Annotated in this window: 13 protein-coding genes; 1 reads left to right on the forward strand and 12 read right to left on the reverse strand. The window is 64.4% G+C overall.

Features of this window, described 5'->3' with window-relative positions; all coding sequences use genetic code 11:
• Nucleotide 1: 1 nt before the first annotated feature.
• From ftsH to ACVW1C_RS14510, 12 genes are all read right to left on the reverse strand, one after another.
• The gene (gene ftsH, locus ACVW1C_RS14455; protein WP_456758991.1) at nt 2-1924 is read right to left on the reverse strand and encodes an ATP-dependent zinc metalloprotease FtsH; all 1923 of its coding nucleotides are present in this window, start codon (nt 1922-1924) and stop codon (nt 2-4) included.
• Nucleotides 1925-2182: 258 nt separating this feature from the next.
• Nucleotides 2183-3217, reverse strand: coding sequence for a tRNA lysidine(34) synthetase TilS (gene tilS / locus ACVW1C_RS14460; RefSeq protein WP_456758992.1), 1035 nt, complete (start codon nt 3215-3217; stop codon nt 2183-2185).
• A 51-nt stretch (nt 3218-3268) separates the two neighbouring features.
• A complete protein-coding gene (gene ybgF, locus ACVW1C_RS14465; protein ID WP_456758993.1) occupies nt 3269-4303 on the reverse strand; it encodes a tol-pal system protein YbgF in 1035 nt (344 codons plus the stop codon).
• 248 nt (nt 4304-4551) lie between these two features.
• Nucleotides 4552-5046, reverse strand: a complete 495-nt coding sequence (gene pal / locus ACVW1C_RS14470; protein WP_097676106.1) for a peptidoglycan-associated lipoprotein Pal — start codon at nt 5044-5046, stop codon at nt 4552-4554.
• 271 nt (nt 5047-5317) lie between these two features.
• Entirely contained in the window at nt 5318-6052 is a 735-nt protein-coding gene (locus tag ACVW1C_RS14475; RefSeq protein ID WP_456758994.1) for an N-acyl amino acid synthase FeeM domain-containing protein, read from the reverse strand.
• Nucleotides 6053-6226: 174 nt separating this feature from the next.
• The gene (locus ACVW1C_RS14480) at nt 6227-8551 is read right to left on the reverse strand and encodes a putative bifunctional diguanylate cyclase/phosphodiesterase (protein WP_456758995.1); all 2325 of its coding nucleotides are present in this window, start codon (nt 8549-8551) and stop codon (nt 6227-6229) included.
• Between the two features lie 183 nt (nt 8552-8734).
• Nucleotides 8735-10075 (reverse strand): Tol-Pal system beta propeller repeat protein TolB, encoded by a 1341-nt coding sequence (tolB, locus tag ACVW1C_RS14485; protein ID WP_456763081.1) that lies wholly within the window; start codon nt 10073-10075, stop codon nt 8735-8737.
• Between the two features lie 75 nt (nt 10076-10150).
• Nucleotides 10151-11086, reverse strand: a complete 936-nt coding sequence (locus tag ACVW1C_RS14490) for a cell envelope integrity protein TolA (RefSeq protein ID WP_456758996.1) — start codon at nt 11084-11086, stop codon at nt 10151-10153.
• Between the two features lie 30 nt (nt 11087-11116).
• Nucleotides 11117-11584, reverse strand: coding sequence for a biopolymer transporter ExbD (locus ACVW1C_RS14495; protein WP_097676111.1), 468 nt, complete (start codon nt 11582-11584; stop codon nt 11117-11119).
• 34 nt (nt 11585-11618) lie between these two features.
• Nucleotides 11619-12332, reverse strand: a complete 714-nt coding sequence (gene tolQ, locus ACVW1C_RS14500; RefSeq protein WP_016846954.1) for a protein TolQ — start codon at nt 12330-12332, stop codon at nt 11619-11621.
• Nucleotides 12333-12983: 651 nt separating this feature from the next.
• Nucleotides 12984-13370 (reverse strand): fluoride efflux transporter CrcB, encoded by a 387-nt coding sequence (gene crcB, locus ACVW1C_RS14505; protein WP_456758997.1) that lies wholly within the window; start codon nt 13368-13370, stop codon nt 12984-12986.
• A gap of 244 nt (nt 13371-13614) precedes the next feature.
• The gene (locus ACVW1C_RS14510) at nt 13615-14214 is read right to left on the reverse strand and encodes a superoxide dismutase (RefSeq protein WP_456758998.1); all 600 of its coding nucleotides are present in this window, start codon (nt 14212-14214) and stop codon (nt 13615-13617) included.
• 136 nt (nt 14215-14350) lie between these two features.
• On the opposite strand from ACVW1C_RS14510, the gene ACVW1C_RS14515 reads away from it, so the two are divergent.
• The gene (locus tag ACVW1C_RS14515) at nt 14351-14881 is read left to right on the forward strand and encodes a GNAT family N-acetyltransferase (protein WP_456758999.1); all 531 of its coding nucleotides are present in this window, start codon (nt 14351-14353) and stop codon (nt 14879-14881) included.
• The last annotated feature ends 67 nt before the right edge of the window (nt 14882-14948 follow it).

Genomic DNA, 14948 nt, shown 5'->3' on the forward strand with positions numbered 1-14948 from the left:
CTTACGCCTGCGGCTGCGGCTCCATGCCGGTGTCCGGATCGGGACGCGGGCGGGGCTTGCCGGCCGGCGGCACGGCGGAGGCGCGCGGCGTCGACGGCTCGAGCACGGACTCGCGGTTGGGCTTCTTGCCCTTCAGCAGGTCGATGATCTCGTCGCCGGTCAGCGTCTCGAACTCGAGCAGGCCCTTGGCGAGCGCCTCGAGGTCTTGGCGCTTCTCGGTGAGGATCTTGGTCGCCTCGTTGTAGCCTTCCTCGACCAGACGCCGGATCTCGGAGTCGATCTTCTGGACCGTCGCCTCGGACGCATTCTGGGTGCGCGAGACCGACATGCCCAGGAACACCTCGTCCTGGTTCTCGCCATAGGAGACGGTGCCGAGCTCTTCCGACAGGCCCCAGCGCGTCACCATCATGCGGGCCAGGCGGGTCGCCTGCTCGATGTCGGAGGCGGCGCCCGAAGTCACCTTCTCGCGGCCGAAGATCAGCTCTTCCGCGACACGGCCACCCATCATGATGGCGAGGCGCGAGGTCATCTGCTCCAGCGACATCGACAGCTTGTCGCGCTCCGGCAACTGCATCACCATGCCCAGCGCACGGCCGCGCGGAATGATGGTCGCCTTGTGGATCGGATCGGTCGCGACGACATTGAGACCGACGATGGCGTGGCCGCCCTCGTGATAGGCCGTCAGCAACTTCTCTTCCTCGGTCATGACGAGCGACTTGCGCTCGGCGCCCATCATCACCTTGTCCTTGGCCTCTTCGAACTCGGCCTGCGTCACCATCCGCTTGTTGCGGCGGGCGGCGGTCAGCGCAGCCTCGTTGACGAGGTTCATCAGGTCGGCGCCCGAGAAGCCCGGGGTGCCGCGCGCGATGGTCTTGAGGTTGATATCCGGCGCCAGCGGCACCTTGCGGACGTGAACCTTGAGGATCTGCTCGCGGCCGACGACATCCGGATTCGGCACCACGACCTGACGGTCGAAGCGGCCCGGACGCAGCAGCGCGGGATCGAGCACGTCGGGACGGTTGGTCGCCGCGATCAGGATCACGCCTTCATTGGCCTCGAAGCCGTCCATCTCGACCAGCAACTGATTCAGCGTCTGCTCGCGCTCGTCATTGCCGCCGCCGAGGCCGGCGCCGCGATGACGGCCGACCGCGTCGATTTCGTCGATGAAGATGATGCAGGGCGCGTTCTTCTTGGCCTGCTCGAACATGTCGCGGACACGGCTCGCGCCAACGCCGACGAACATTTCGACGAAGTCAGAACCGGAGATCGTGAAGAACGGCACGTTGGCTTCACCCGCCACCGCGCGCGCGATCAGCGTCTTGCCGGTGCCGGGAGGGCCGACGAGCAGCACGCCGCGCGGAATGCGTCCGCCGAGCCGCTGGAATTTGCCGGGGTCGCGGAGGAATTCGACGATCTCCTGCAGATCCTGCTTGGCCTCGTCGACGCCCGCGACGTCCTCGAAGGTGACGCGGCCATGCGCCTCGGTCAGCATCTTGGCGCGCGACTTGCCAAAGCCCATCGCCTTGCCGGCGCCGCCCTGCATCTGCCGCGACAGGAAGATCCAGACGCCGATCAGTGCGATGAACGGCAACCAGGAGACGAGCAGCGAGACGAACCACGGCACGTTGTCGCCGGGCGCCTTCGCGGTGATCTGCACCTTGGCGTCATAGAGGCGCTTCACGAGCGTCGGATCGCTCGGCGCGTAGGTCTGGAAGCTGGTGCCGTTGTTGAAGGTGCCGTGAATCTCGGGCCCCTGAATCACGACGTCGCGGACGTGGCCCTGATCGACCTCAGTGAGAAGCTGCGAGAACGAGATATCCGACGACGACGAGCGTTGGCCGGGATTCTGGAAAAGCGTGAACAACGCCAGCAACAGCAGGACAATGATGACCCAGAGGGCGAAATTCCGCAGATTGGCGTTCATGGTCTTCCTTCGTGGTCGCGCGGATCGCGGCCTCTCTCTAATCCTTGGGCAGGCTCTGTGGGAATCCCCAGGGAATCCATCCCGTCGATGGCTACAATCTAAGTGCCGCTGGGGTCGATGCCAAGGGAACCACGCACGACTATTTACCGCATCCTAGCCCGATTTCCGGTCAAAAAATGACGTGGAATCCGGTGTTTTTCCGGGGTGGTTAAGCCTCCTTGCCGGATTATGACAGCGGTTGAAACAATCGAACCCGGCTCAGCGGGAACGGGCCCGGCGAGGCGGCGCCGGGCTGATCCTGATACGGCCGGAGACGACGCTGATGACCGCTCCGGCAAGCGTCTGTTTCAGCTTGGATTCGCGTTGTCGCAAGGGCTGATTGACGGCCTCATCGACCGCGGCGAGCAGGGTTTCGACCTTGCCGAGTTCGGCCGGCCCCTCGTGTCCGGTGCGATCGATGGCGCGCTTGAGCAGACGGAGGCGGATTTCGTCCGGCATCACCGCGAACAGTGCCGCGTCGAAGCCCGCATCGAAGTGATCCTCGCTTTTCAACGCAAGATAGCGTTCGGCGCCGTCGACCAGCACCTCCAGCGCGGCGTTGGCGCGCGCGATCCGCGCGGCGAGCCGTGCCAGGTTTCGCGCGTCGCCGCCTTCCTCGGCCAGCAGCGGCATCAGCGCACGCAGCCGCGGTCGCGTGAAGGACGGATCGCGGTTGGTCGGATCGTCGGCAAAGCCGATGCGCGCCTTCTTCAACGTTGCGATCAGCTGCGCCTTCGAGATATCGAGCAACGGTCGCGTCAACATGACGCCGTCGCGCTCGGTCTCGCGCGCCATCGCCGAGAGGCCCGCGACGCCGCTGCCACGCAGCATCCGCATCAACAGCGTCTCGGCCTGGTCGTCACGGGTGTGCGCGGTCAGGATATGCGTGGCGCCGTGCTTGCGCGCGGCTTGCGCGAGCAGGCCATAGCGCGCCTCACGCGCGGCTGCCGGCAGGCCGGTGCTGGGCTTGGGCCCGCTCCAACGCAATGTGTGATGCGGCAGGTCGAGGCTTCGCGCCAGCCGCTTGACGTCGCGCGCCTCGCGGGCCGCTTCGGGACGCAGGCCGTGATCGACGGTGACCGCCACCAGCCGCGGTCCCCGCGCGAGCCGGCGGCGCCAGCGCGCGGCCAACCACATCAGCGCGACGGAATCGGGACCGCCCGACACCGCAAGCACGATCGCCGGCGCACGCGCCAGGCCTGCGAACAGGCGCTTGGCGTCGCTTGCCGGGATGGCGGATTGGTCGTCGAGCATCACAGAACCAGCAGGTCGCGGAAAGGCCGGAAGCGGCCTCCCCCGGCTGGTTTAGCACTTCACGCGCTTCTGCTCGCGGTCAACCGCAGCTTTGACCCCGCCGGACGCGCGCGGGTACTTCCGCGCGATCTCGCCGAATGCGGCGCAGGCGGCTTCCTTTTCCTTCAGCGCCGCCAGCGACTGGCCGAGCCGTAGCAGCGCGTCGGGCGCTTTCGCGGACTTGTCGAACTTGGTGGTCACACCGAGGAAGGTTTCCGCAGCATCGCGATATTGCTGGCGCTGGAAATAGCTTTCGCCGAGCCAGTATTGCGAATCCGCCACCAAAGGATCGCTCGGATACTTGGTGGCGAAGTTCTTCATCGTCTCTTCGGCGAGCGCATAGTCCTTGCGCTGCATGTAGCCGATTCCGAGGTCGAACTCGTCCTTCGGCGTCGCCGACGGCGGCAACGTGGTCAGGGCCGCGCTCGCTCCGGGTGCCCGCTGCGGGCTCGTGTTGCCGAGATCGAGCGGCTCGCCCGCTCCGCGGCCGCCGGGCGCGCCGACCGCCGCATCGTTCTGCATCGGCATCTGGCCGCCGCCACCGAGCATGCGCGGCGCGCCGGGGGCATTCGGATTCTGGGTCGGATCGAAGGCATCGCCGCGGCCACGGCGGCCGGGAGCCGCCGCCGGCTCCTGCACGATCGGGGCGGGCGCTGCGATCTGCTGCTGGTCATAGCCGCCCTGCGGCTGCCGGCCGTATCCTTGCTGCGGCTGGCCGTACCCCTGCTGCGGCTGAGCGTAGCCCGGCTGCGCCTGCGGGTACCCCTGCTGCGCCGGCGGCACCGCCGCGACGCCGGGCTGGGCCGCCGGAGGCTGTCCATTCGGGCCGGGCGGCTGGCCGCCGAGCTGGCGCAGGCGCTCCTCAAGCTGGCGGTTGCGGTACTGCAGCTCCTCGTTCTGCCCGGTCAGCTGCCGCAGCTGGTTCTCCAGCCGCTCGATCCGCATCTCGGCATCGGAATCGTCGGATTGGGCAAACACTGGTGCGGAAACAGCGAACAGCGCCGCGATCGCCGCGGCGGAAGAAAGAAAATGTAGCCTGGATGACATTTTGCCCTGACGACGAGATCGACGTGAAAAGCGCGCGACTTTGAGGGACGGAGTACGCCAGAATTGTGACTTGCAGTTCAAATCCGGGACAGCGTCGCGGATACCGGTTTAGTACGGACGGTGGAACAAGCAAGCGGCCATTTGCACGCAGCTTCGTTCATCTTGATGAAGCCGGGTCAGGCTTTCATGCGGCCAAAATGAAACCGGCGCCCGAAGGCGCCGGCTTGGAAAATGCGTCCAGGATCGCGTCAGGAGCTGGCGTTCAGCACGGTGACGGCGCGGCGGTTCTGCGACCAGCAGGAGATGTCGTTACAGACCGCGACCGGGCGCTCCTTGCCGTAGGAGATGGTCCGCATGCGGCTCGGATCGATGCCGCGCGAAGCGAGATAGGCGCGAACCGACTGGGCACGGCGGGCGCCGAGCGCGATGTTGTATTCGCGCGTGCCGCGCTCGTCGGCATGACCTTCGATGGTGAAGGAATAACGGTTGTAGGTCTGCAGCCACTGCGCCTGCTTGTCGAGGGTTGCGGTCGCCTGCGGGCTGAGATCGGTCTGATCGCTCTCAAAGAACACGCGGTCGCCGACATTGACCACGAAATCCTGCTGGCTGCCCGGGGTCGCGGCGCTCGCCATCGCACCATCGGCGCCCATGCCGTTCTTGTTGGCGCAGGCACCCATCGACAGCGCCACCGCCAGAACCGCAGCCAGCTTCATACCCTGGAGGATACGCATCTGATGTTTCATTCCCGGAGCCTCCACGCTCACGCTCTTCGTACTGTCCATTGGGTCTACAGGGCGATGGTTAAGCGAACGTTCCGTCAACCTTGACGAGACCTTGCTAGAGCCGATCAAATGCCAGGCAATGGCGAAAAGCGCCCCCGATGGTTAATGGGTGGCAAATGTGGCGCGATGGTGAAGGGAAGGCAAGCTTCGCTGGAACCGGCCGCTTTTGCAGGACAATTTGGCCCGCACGCAACAGTCGATCGATGTCAGATCGATCAGAGCGCCGGTTTGCTCAGGGATTCGGCACGATCGAGGCGCGCTCGAACGGCCGGACGATACCGTCGGGCTGCAACTGGCCTTCCCGATCGAACAACATCCGCCGCTCGAAGGCACTCGAGCGCAGGAACGGATAGCGGGCGAGCACGCGTTCCCGCACGGTCGGCAGATGCGACGCCATCAACCCGACCGGCTTCACAAGCCCCGGGTAGAGGCGCGGTTCCGCCCAGGTCTCGTGCAGGAACACCCGCCGGTAGAACGCCATGTGCTCCGGCCGGACCGGCGCCAGGCCGTAATCGGCATTGAAGTGCACGCCGGCGGTCGAGCCGAGCCGCACCGTGACGTAGGGCAGTTCCGGATTGTTCCGCGCCTTGTCGGGATCCGCGACAAAGCGCGTCGAATCGATGAAGACCAGACCCTGATCGAGCTTCGGCAGCAGCACGTCGCCGAACACGTCGAGCGTTGGCGAAGAGCGCCACTCCGGCGTCACCACGGTGATGCGAATCGAGCTGCAGAGTTCGCCGTGCAGATAGACGCCGAACACCCAGGCGTTCGGAGCATCATCGAACTGATCGACGACGCGCTCGTCCGCCGAGGGCCGGATCGCGCCTTCGCGCAGATAGGCGCGGTAGCGAAGCCGGTAAATCTCGTCTTTCTGTTCGGGGGTCTGAGCGAGACGGTAGTCGACTTGATCGAGAGGGTCCGCAAGCCTTCCTGTCGCGGGCTTGATGGCCTCGGCCGCGGACCTCATGTGGTAATCCCCTCAACAACCCAACAACTTCAACGCGCGTGCCAAAAGATTAACAGCTTCTTAATTTTCGTCAAAGCAATCGCGGCAATACAGTTAACTTATGGCCGCAAGGGTGCAATTCGAATCGAGCAGTCGAAAGGTTCCACAACTATCGATTGAGGAAATTGCGCTAGATCAAGCAATCGAGCGCGAGGGAACCACGTGCAGCTGGTCGTCGGCGCGTCGGCCGTGCGAGGCATTGAGCAGCTGGCGGATGCGCACCGCGGGAACCGGCCGGCTGAACAGGTATCCCTGTGCTTCGGTCACCGCACCGTCGGCGCTGATCAGTTCGAGCTGCTCATTGGTCTCGATGCCCTCGACCACGACAGACATGCCGAGATCCGCCGACAGCCGTGCCACCCCGCGCAGCAGGGTCAACGGGCGATCGCTGTCGATGCCTTCGAGGAAGGAGCGGTCGATCTTGACCTTCTGCAGCGGGAAATTGTGCAAATAGCTGAGCGACGAGTAGCCGGTGCCGAAATCATCCAGCGAGATCCGCACGCCTAGCGAGCGCAGTTGCGACAGCACGTCGTGGGTCAGCTCGGTATTGTGCAGCAGCGAGGATTCGGTGATCTCGATCTCGAGGCGTTGCGCCGGCAGGCCGGAGACCTCGAGCGCATAGCGGACCTCGCTCAGCACGTCGCGCTGATGGAACTGCTGCGGCGAGAAATTGACCGCGACGCTGACTGCTTCCGGCCACTTCATGCATTCCATGCAGGCCTTGCGCAGGATCCAGCGGCCGAGATCGACGATCAGGCCCATATCCTCGGCGACCGGAATGATGTCGACCGGCGAGACCGTGCCGCGCACCGGATGGTTCCAGCGCAGCAGCGCCTCGCAGGTGCTCACCTTGCCGGACTTCAGGTTGATCAGCGGCTGGTAGAACAGCTCGAATTCCTCGTTGGCGAGCGCCTTGCGCAGATCGAGCTCGAGGATGCGGCGGGCCTCGACGGTTTGCGCCATCTCGTCGCGGAAGAAGCAGAAGGTGCCGCGGCCGTCGGCCTTGGCGCGGTAGAGCGCCATGTCGGCGTTCTTCAGCAGCGTGTCGGCACCGACGCCCGGCGCGGTCATGGCGATGCCGACGCTGGCGCCGATCTCGACCAGATGGTTGTCGATCTTGTAGCGCTCACTGAGGCGGTCGACGATGCGCCGCGCCAATGCCGCGGCGTCCTCATGCGAGTGGATGTTCTGCTGGAACACGACGAACTCGTCGCCGCCGAACCGCGCCACGAAATCCTCCGGACGCAGCATCTCGCGCAGCCGCTCGGCGACCGCGCAGAGCAGCTGGTCGCCGCAGGGATGGCCGAGCGTATCGTTGACCTGCTTGAACTGGTCGAGGTCGACGAACAGCAATGCGGAGCGATGCTCGCCGTGCTGCATGGCGAGCAGCCGGCCGATCTCGTCGCGGAAATTGACGCGATTGGGCAGCGCGGTCAGTTCGTCGTAGCGCGCGAGGTGGCTGATCCTGGCCTCGGCGTCCTTGCGCTCGGTGATGTCCTCGACCAGCAAGACCGTGCCGCCGCCGGCCATTGGCTGGAATGTCCAGTCCAGCGAACGGTTCTGGGCCGGATCGGGGTCGCTGGTGACGATGTCGCCGCGCTGCGAGCTCTCGATCTCGTAGAGAATCTGTTGTGCGGCCGCGGCCGAGATCGCCCCGGACAGCACGCAGGCATTGCAGATGTCGGTCGCGCTGGCGCCGCGCTGCACGAAATCGTCCGACAGCTGCATCATCTCGATGAAGCGGTGGTTCATCACCGCGAGGCGGCCGTCGGCGCTGAACATGCACAGGCCGTGCGGCATGTTGTTCAGCGCGGTATCGAACTGGCCCGCCAGCGCCGCCTCGCGCTCCTTGGCGATCCATGCGTTGACGTAGATGCGCTGCAGGCTGGAGGTGAGGTGCCGGATAGCGCTGAAGAACACCAGGCTCAGCAGCGCAAGGGCGATGTGATACGGACCGCCGACATACATCAGCGCCGCGATCAGGGGACCGATCGACATCAGAAGATGCTGGTGGAAGATCTGCGGCCGGCCGAAGGTCCGCCCTACCCCCGCTGAGGTGTAGGCGACCACCGTGGTCACGCAGAGCATATGGGCGGCGGCATCGCTGGTCGTGAGCAGCACGGCTGCGCCCCACAGACCAAGCGCGATGCCGTAGGCGAGGCTGCCGATCCGGTAGCGCTTCTCCCACGTCACGGATTCTTCGACGGTGAGACGGGAACTGCGCTGCTGATAGCGGTACATCTGCAGCGCGCGCGCCAGACCCACCACGATGAACAGCGGCACGCACAGCCAGGACAGCAGATTGCCGGTGACGAACGCAATCACGGCGCCCGCGATGGCGGGGCCGAAGGCGCCGAAGATCATGGGCGCGGGGTTCATGAACAGGGAATCGACCAGCGCCGCGGAGATCGTCGGCGACATCGACTGGTCCGGTTCTCCCGTCTGGCTTGCAAACTGCATTGAGAGCGCGCGTCCTTTTCAGCTCGCACTCTTACTGATCGCAGGTGAAGTCTTTCTGAGGGAACATCGTTAGCGAGTCGTTGCCGCGACCCATTGGCAGCCGAAATTCGGCAGAAAATTCAGTGCGCTAGGTAAGAAGTGCCGGCCCGCCTCGGGGTTCCCCGGAGCAGTTCTGCGCGAACCTCACGACAACAGCGGCGACCAGGCGGGGTCGGAGGCAAAACCGGGGGTCGGCACCCGCAGTTCGTTGCGCCCGGAGACGTCGATCGTGAACAGCGACGGACCGCTGTTGCCGCCGGGATCGCGGAAGAACATCACGACGCGCCCGTTCGGCGCAAAGGTCGGCCCTTCATTGTGGAAGCCCGAGGTCAGGATGCGCTCGCCGGAGCCGTCCGGTTTCATGATGCCGATCGCGAACTGCCCGCCGCCCTGCTTGGTGAACGCGATGTAGTCGCCGCGCGGCGACCACACCGGCGTCGAATAGGTGCCGTCGCCGAACGAGATGCGCTGTGCCGCGCCGCCGGTTGCCGGCATCACGTAGATCTGCGGCTTGCCGCCGCGATCGGACTCGAAGCAGAGCCGCGTGCCGTCGGGCGCATAGGATGGCGAGGTGTCGATCGCCGGCGTGTCGGTCAGCCGCGTCATCGACTTCGAGCGCAGATCCATCACGAACAGGTTGGAGTTGCCGCCCTGCTGCAGGCTCATGATGACGCGCTGGCCGTCGGGCGAGAAGCGCGGCGAGAACGACATGCCCGGGAAGTTGCCGACGATCTCGCGCTGGCCGGTCTCGATGTTGAGCAGATAGACGCGCGGGTCGCCCTGGCCGAACTCCATGTAGGTGATTTCCTGGGTCGACGGCGAGAAGCGCGGCGTCAGCACCAGGTCCGTGCCGCGGGTCAGATAGCGCACATTGGCGCCGTCCTGGTCCATCAGCGCGAGGCGCTTGACGCGGCGATCGGCAGCGCCGCTCTCGTCGACGAACACGACGCGGGTATCGAAATAGCCCTTCTCGCCGGTCATGCGCTCGTAGATCTGGTCGGAGATGATGTGCGCGATGCGCCGCCAGTATTCGGCCGAGGTGTCGTAGGACTGGCCGGCGAGTTGCTGGCCGGTGCCGACGTCCCAGAGCCGGAATTCCGCCTTCACGCGCCCGTTGCCCTGGCGCGTCATGCGCCCGACCACCAGCGCCTGCGCCTTGATGCTCGCCCAGTTATTCAGGTTCGGCGGCGCGTCGATGTTGACCTGCTTCTCGAGAAAGGCAGCCTGGTCGATCGGCGCGAACAAGCCGCTGCGCTTCAAATTATTGGTGATGACCTGCGCAACACCGACGCCGACTTCGGTATCGCCGGGCGTGCCGGCCGAGAAATTCGGAATCGCGATCGGGACCGGCGCGAACTCGCCTCCCGGGACAGGAATCTGCTTGCGCCCGCTTTCCTGCCCCATGGCCTGACGCAGCGGTACGCCAGCAAGTGCGCCAAGCGCAGCCATTCCGGAAATCATCTGTCGGCGATCGAGGCGAAACATCTTTGCACGCAAATCATTGTTGTCGGTCATGGTCGGTAGACTTTGTCCGCTATAGGTCAAGCGTCGCAGCTGATCTTACGTATTATTCTCTTTGAACACCGGTGCGAATGCCTTCCATTCTTCAAACCAGCCCGCAGGCAGGTTGTAGGGCTGACATGCGATAATCGCGCGCAAGGCACTCTCCTGATAGACGCGCATGTAGGGCGTGCTCGGTGAGCCTTCGGCCACCGGCATGCGCGCCAGCGTGCCATCGCGCTTCAGATCGACATCGATCACCACCTGGGTCCTCTGCTCCTCAATGCTGCCGTACGGCTTGTTCTTCCAGCAGCGTTCGACCTGCTGCCTGAACATCGCGCCCCAGGTCGCGGAGTTGTCGGCGGCCTTGCCCTTCGCCGTGCCGAGCGCAGCGTTGGCATTGAGCGCATCGCCGGTCGCCGCGGCCCGCGTCGGGTCGCGCTTGTCGAGCAGCGCTGCGATCTTGCTCTGGTCGAACACGCGATCCTTCGGCTTCTGCTCCGGCGGCGGCTTGGCGGCCTGCTGGACCGGCTTCGGTGGCGGCTTCTTCTCTTCCTTCTTGATCGCTTCAGCGATCGGGTCGGGCTTCTCCGGATCGGGCTTCTTCTCGACCGGCTTCGGCTCTTCCTTCGGCTTGTTCTCGACCTTCTTCGGCGGATCCGGCTTCTTGTCTTCCGGCTTCTCCACCTTTGGCGTCGGTGCCGGCGCGGTTTCGGTCACCACCGGCGGCTTCTTTTCCTCAACCTTGCCGACCATGTCGTCGACCGGCTTGGCTTCGGCGACCTTGTCGACCAACGGCTTGGGATTTTCCTTCTTGCCGTCCTTCTGGCCCGTCATGACATGGGAGAGCTGGTCGGCGGAGATCACGTCGACCGCGACCGACTCTTCTTCGGGCATCACGTACGCCCTGGTCGAAAACGACACGAGGCCCCACCCGATCACGAGGACGTGCAGGGCAATCGATGCCGCCAGAGTCTTGTCGACCTTGACCTTCAAATCAGGCTTCCCTGTGCCTTGGCATGATGGTTATCCACCTTCCGGGATGATGACGATATTTGCCTTGAATCCCGCGGCCCGGACCTCCCCGAGCAATTTCATCATATCCGTGTAACAGACATCCTTGTCGCCACGCAGATAAACCACCTTTTCGGCATCCGACCGGGCGTCTCCGATCGCCTTGATCTTGGCCGGAAAGTCGGCGGCCGTGATCGGCGCGTCGCCGAGATAGAGCTCGACATTCGAGTTGCAGCCGCCGCCGGTGCGCTTGACCGACAGGGTCAGCGGAGGCTGGTTCGACGAGATCGACTTGCCGCCGCTCGCGACCGGCAGATCGATGTCGATGTTCGACGTCATCAGCGGCGCGGCGACCATGAAGATGATCAGCAGCACCAGCATCACGTCGACCATCGGCGTGACGTTGATCTCGGCCATGACCGGCTTGCGCCCGCCGCGGCGGCGTCTGCCACCGCCGGACCCTGCCATGCTCATCGCCATGATCGTGCGCTCACAACGTTGACCATCGTTGATCTCAGCCCCGCTCGTCGATCTGACGCGACAGGATGGCGGAGAACTCGTCGGCGAACCCCTCCAGGCGCGCGGCCTGCCGGTTCACCTCCGAGGTGAACTTATTGTAGAAAATAGTCGCCGGAATTGCGGCAATCAGGCCGATTGCGGTCGCAAACAGCGCTTCCGCGATGCCGGGCGCCACCACCGCCAGGGAGGTGTTTTTCGAGGCCGCGATCGACTGGAAGCTCGACATGATGCCCCAGACGGTGCCGAACAGGCCGACAAAGGGGCCGGCCGAGCCGACGGTGGCGAGCACCAGCAGGCGCCGTTCCAGCCGCTCCACTTCCCGGGCGATCGAGACGTTCATGACCTTCTCGATCCGGGCCTGCAGGCCGGCAAAGGACCGGGACTGGCTCTCGAACGAGCGCTTCCACTCCCGCATCGCCGCCACGAAACAGGCCGCCATCGACTGGGTCGGTTTGGCCGAGAGCGCCCGGTAGAGTTCCTCGATCGACTGGCCGGACCAGAACGCCTGCTCGAACTTGTCCATCGCCCGCTTGGTGCGGGCGTAGAGCAGGATCTTGTCGATCGCGATCGCCCAGACCCACACCGAGCAGGACAAAAGTCCCAACATCACGCATTTGACGACCCAATGAGCCTGCCAAAACAGCGCGATCAGCGACACATCGCTCGATGCCAGTGGCAGAGTTGACTGAGCCACGTCGGCGGGATTCATCGGCAATATCCTCTCAACGCAAGTGTCCCCATCAGGCGGGCCGCCAATCGGCACCGATTCCACGGCCGCATCAGACGCCGCGAAACTGCGCGAAAGCCTCTTGCATCTGTCGCATGGGGGGCCCGTCCAAAGCCGGGCCCTGCTTCCCCTGCCAACATGTCAAAACGAGGGCTTTTCACGCGGCATTCCGACCCTAACCAAACGCTAATCATGGTTAAGGCGAGGTTACCAAAGGGAAATTTGGCGGCGGGAAATGCCGCCGGCGGAGCCGGTTGGCGGGTTCCGCAGATGAATGGATTCGGCGGTTGGTGGGGTAATGCCGGGCGCCTCCTCCCCGCGTCGTCCTGGCGAAAGCCAGGACGACGTGGATGGTTCTCGCGCGATACGACGCACGGTCATTGCGTACTTCATCTCGGTGTCATCGCCCGGCTTGACCGGGCGATGACAGTGGGTGGGGACGCACCGCCATCCCTCGTCATTCCGGGGCAGCACCAACGGGTCGCGCGAACGCGCGCCCGATGACAGGCGCCGGGCTGAGCCCGGAATCCATTGAACCGCAGAACAAGTGGTGGAATGGATTCCGGGCTCTCGCTTCGCGAGCCCTCAGGTGCGCAATTGCGCACCGGCGAATGACGGGCAGGGGAATCCGCCTCAGGTCAAATGCCTGACGATCGCAAGCCCGGCGAACAGGCCCGCGATCGACAACGCCACCGAGCCCGCGACATACAGCGCGGCAAGGCCGGGTTCGCCGCGCTCATAGAGCAATGCGGTGTCGAGCGAGAAGGCGGAGAAGGTGGTGTAGCCGCCGAGGATGCCGGTCATCAGGAACAGCCGCCAGGGCTGCGAGGCCTCGCCCTTGAAGGCGAGGTAGCCAGCAATCAGGCCCATCACGGTCGAGCCCGTGATGTTGATGATGAAGGTACCGTAGGGAAACGCGGTGCCGATGCAGCGCGCGCAAGTGACATTGATCAGGTGACGCAGCGTCGCGCCGAGGCCGCCGCCGAAGAAGACGAGGAGATAGCTTGCCGCGTTACCCACCAATGCCCCCGCTGGTGTGTCGAGAAGCTCACAACACGCGCCGCTCAAAAGCTCACCCTCCCCTCGAGGGTGAGGGTCGGCTCCCATGAAGCGAAGCGGAACGCGAAACGGGGTGGGGTGATCTCTCAACACGGACGGTGTCGCGCGTGGATAGACCGTCACCCCGCCCCGCCGCTCATTTCATTCGCGTCGACCCTCCCCCTCCAGGGGAGGGTAAGAGGGTCGAGCCGAATTGCGACCGCGCTCAGCCGGCCTTGCCGAACAGTTCGTCAACGTAATCCCAGTTGACGAGGCTGTCGAGGAACGCCTTGAGATAGTCCGGGCGGCGGTTGCGGTAGTCGATGTAGTAGGAGTGCTCCCAGACGTCGACGCCGAGGATCGGCACCGCGCCATGGACCAGCGGGTTCTCGCCGTTCGGGGTCTTGGCGATCTCGAGCTTGCCGCCCTTGACCTGCAGCCAGGCCCAACCGGAGCCGAACTGGCCGACGCCGGCGGCGGCGAAGTCGGTCTTGAACTTCTCGAAGCCGCCGAGGTCCTCGTTGATCTTCTTCTCCAGCCGGCCGGGCAACTTGCTGCCGCCGCCATTCGGCTTCATCCACTTCCAGAAATGGATGTGGTTGTAATGCTGGCCGGCATTGTTGAAGACGGCCGCGTTCTTGCCGAACGAGCCCTTCACGATCTCCTCGAGGGACTTGCCTTCGAATTCGGTCCCCTTGATCGCGTTGTTGCCGTTCGTGACGTAGGACTGGTGATGCTTGTCGTGGTGAAACTCCAGCGTTTCCTTGGACATGTAGGGCGCAAGGGCGTCGTGGGCGTAGGGCAGATCGGGTAGCGTGAAGGTCATGGGGTAATGTCCAACAGAGGTTGAGACTACACTTAACGGGTCCCCCTTATAGAAGGTTCCACGGCGGAGAAACACCGCATTTTCAGATCGTGTATGACAGATCGGCACAGCCCAAAGCAGACCCAGGACAGCGACGATGAGCATCGAAATCGACATTCTCAATGGAGATGCGTCATGGCAACGCGCCGAGCCGCTGCTTCGGGCGGTCTGGAGCCCTGAAGTCATGCAAAACAAGAGCTGGGCCGATATCAAATGGGCTCACGCGGATTTGCGCGTGCTGCTCGACGCGCCCGACGACGGCGGGCTTGCCTGCCATGTCGGTATCTATTTCCGGACCATCACCTGGAATGGCCACAAGGTGCATGTCGCCGGCATCGGCGGGGTTGCGACCCGCGAGGACTGCCGGCGGCGCGGCTATGCGTCGCTCGCGTTAGATGCCGCCGTGCACACCATTCGTGCCAATGACGCGGTGAAATTTGCAATCTTATTCTGCGAGCCGCACAATTTCGCATTCTACCAGGCGCGCGGCTGGCATCCCTTCGCCGGCGAGGTGACTTGCGAACAGCCTTCCGGGCAGATCCGCTTCGAGGCGATGGCGCCTTTCGTCAACGACATCGTCCGCGCGCCACGCCAGGGCAAGATCGACCTATGCGGCCTGCCGTGGTGACCCCTGCGCGAGCGCGGGTGGCGAGCGCCTGCCCGAATTCGTAAGATGTCGATCATCATTTATCGAT

This window comes from Bradyrhizobium sp. USDA 4011 (assembly GCF_054063415.1).

Coding starts and splice junctions, on each gene's coding strand:
- ftsH (WP_456758991.1), bottom strand. CDS start 1,924: ATGAACGCCAATCTGCGGAATTTCGCCCTCTGGGTCATCATTGTCCTG.
- ybgF (WP_456758993.1), bottom strand. CDS start 4,303: ATGTCATCCAGGCTACATTTTCTTTCTTCCGCCGCGGCGATCGCGGCG.
- tolQ (WP_016846954.1), bottom strand. CDS start 12,332: ATGAATCCCGCCGACGTGGCTCAGTCAACTCTGCCACTGGCATCGAGC.
- ACVW1C_RS14515 (WP_456758999.1), top strand. CDS start 14,351: ATGAGCATCGAAATCGACATTCTCAATGGAGATGCGTCATGGCAACGC.
- pal (WP_097676106.1), bottom strand. CDS start 5,046: ATGAAACATCAGATGCGTATCCTCCAGGGTATGAAGCTGGCTGCGGTT.
- ACVW1C_RS14475 (WP_456758994.1), bottom strand. CDS start 6,052: ATGAGGTCCGCGGCCGAGGCCATCAAGCCCGCGACAGGAAGGCTTGCG.
- ACVW1C_RS14480 (WP_456758995.1), bottom strand. CDS start 8,551: ATGCAGTTTGCAAGCCAGACGGGAGAACCGGACCAGTCGATGTCGCCG.
- ACVW1C_RS14510 (WP_456758998.1), bottom strand. CDS start 14,214: ATGACCTTCACGCTACCCGATCTGCCCTACGCCCACGACGCCCTTGCG.
- ACVW1C_RS14495 (WP_097676111.1), bottom strand. CDS start 11,584: ATGGCGATGAGCATGGCAGGGTCCGGCGGTGGCAGACGCCGCCGCGGC.
- tolB (WP_456763081.1), bottom strand. CDS start 10,075: ATGTTTCGCCTCGATCGCCGACAGATGATTTCCGGAATGGCTGCGCTT.
- tilS (WP_456758992.1), bottom strand. CDS start 3,217: ATGCTCGACGACCAATCCGCCATCCCGGCAAGCGACGCCAAGCGCCTG.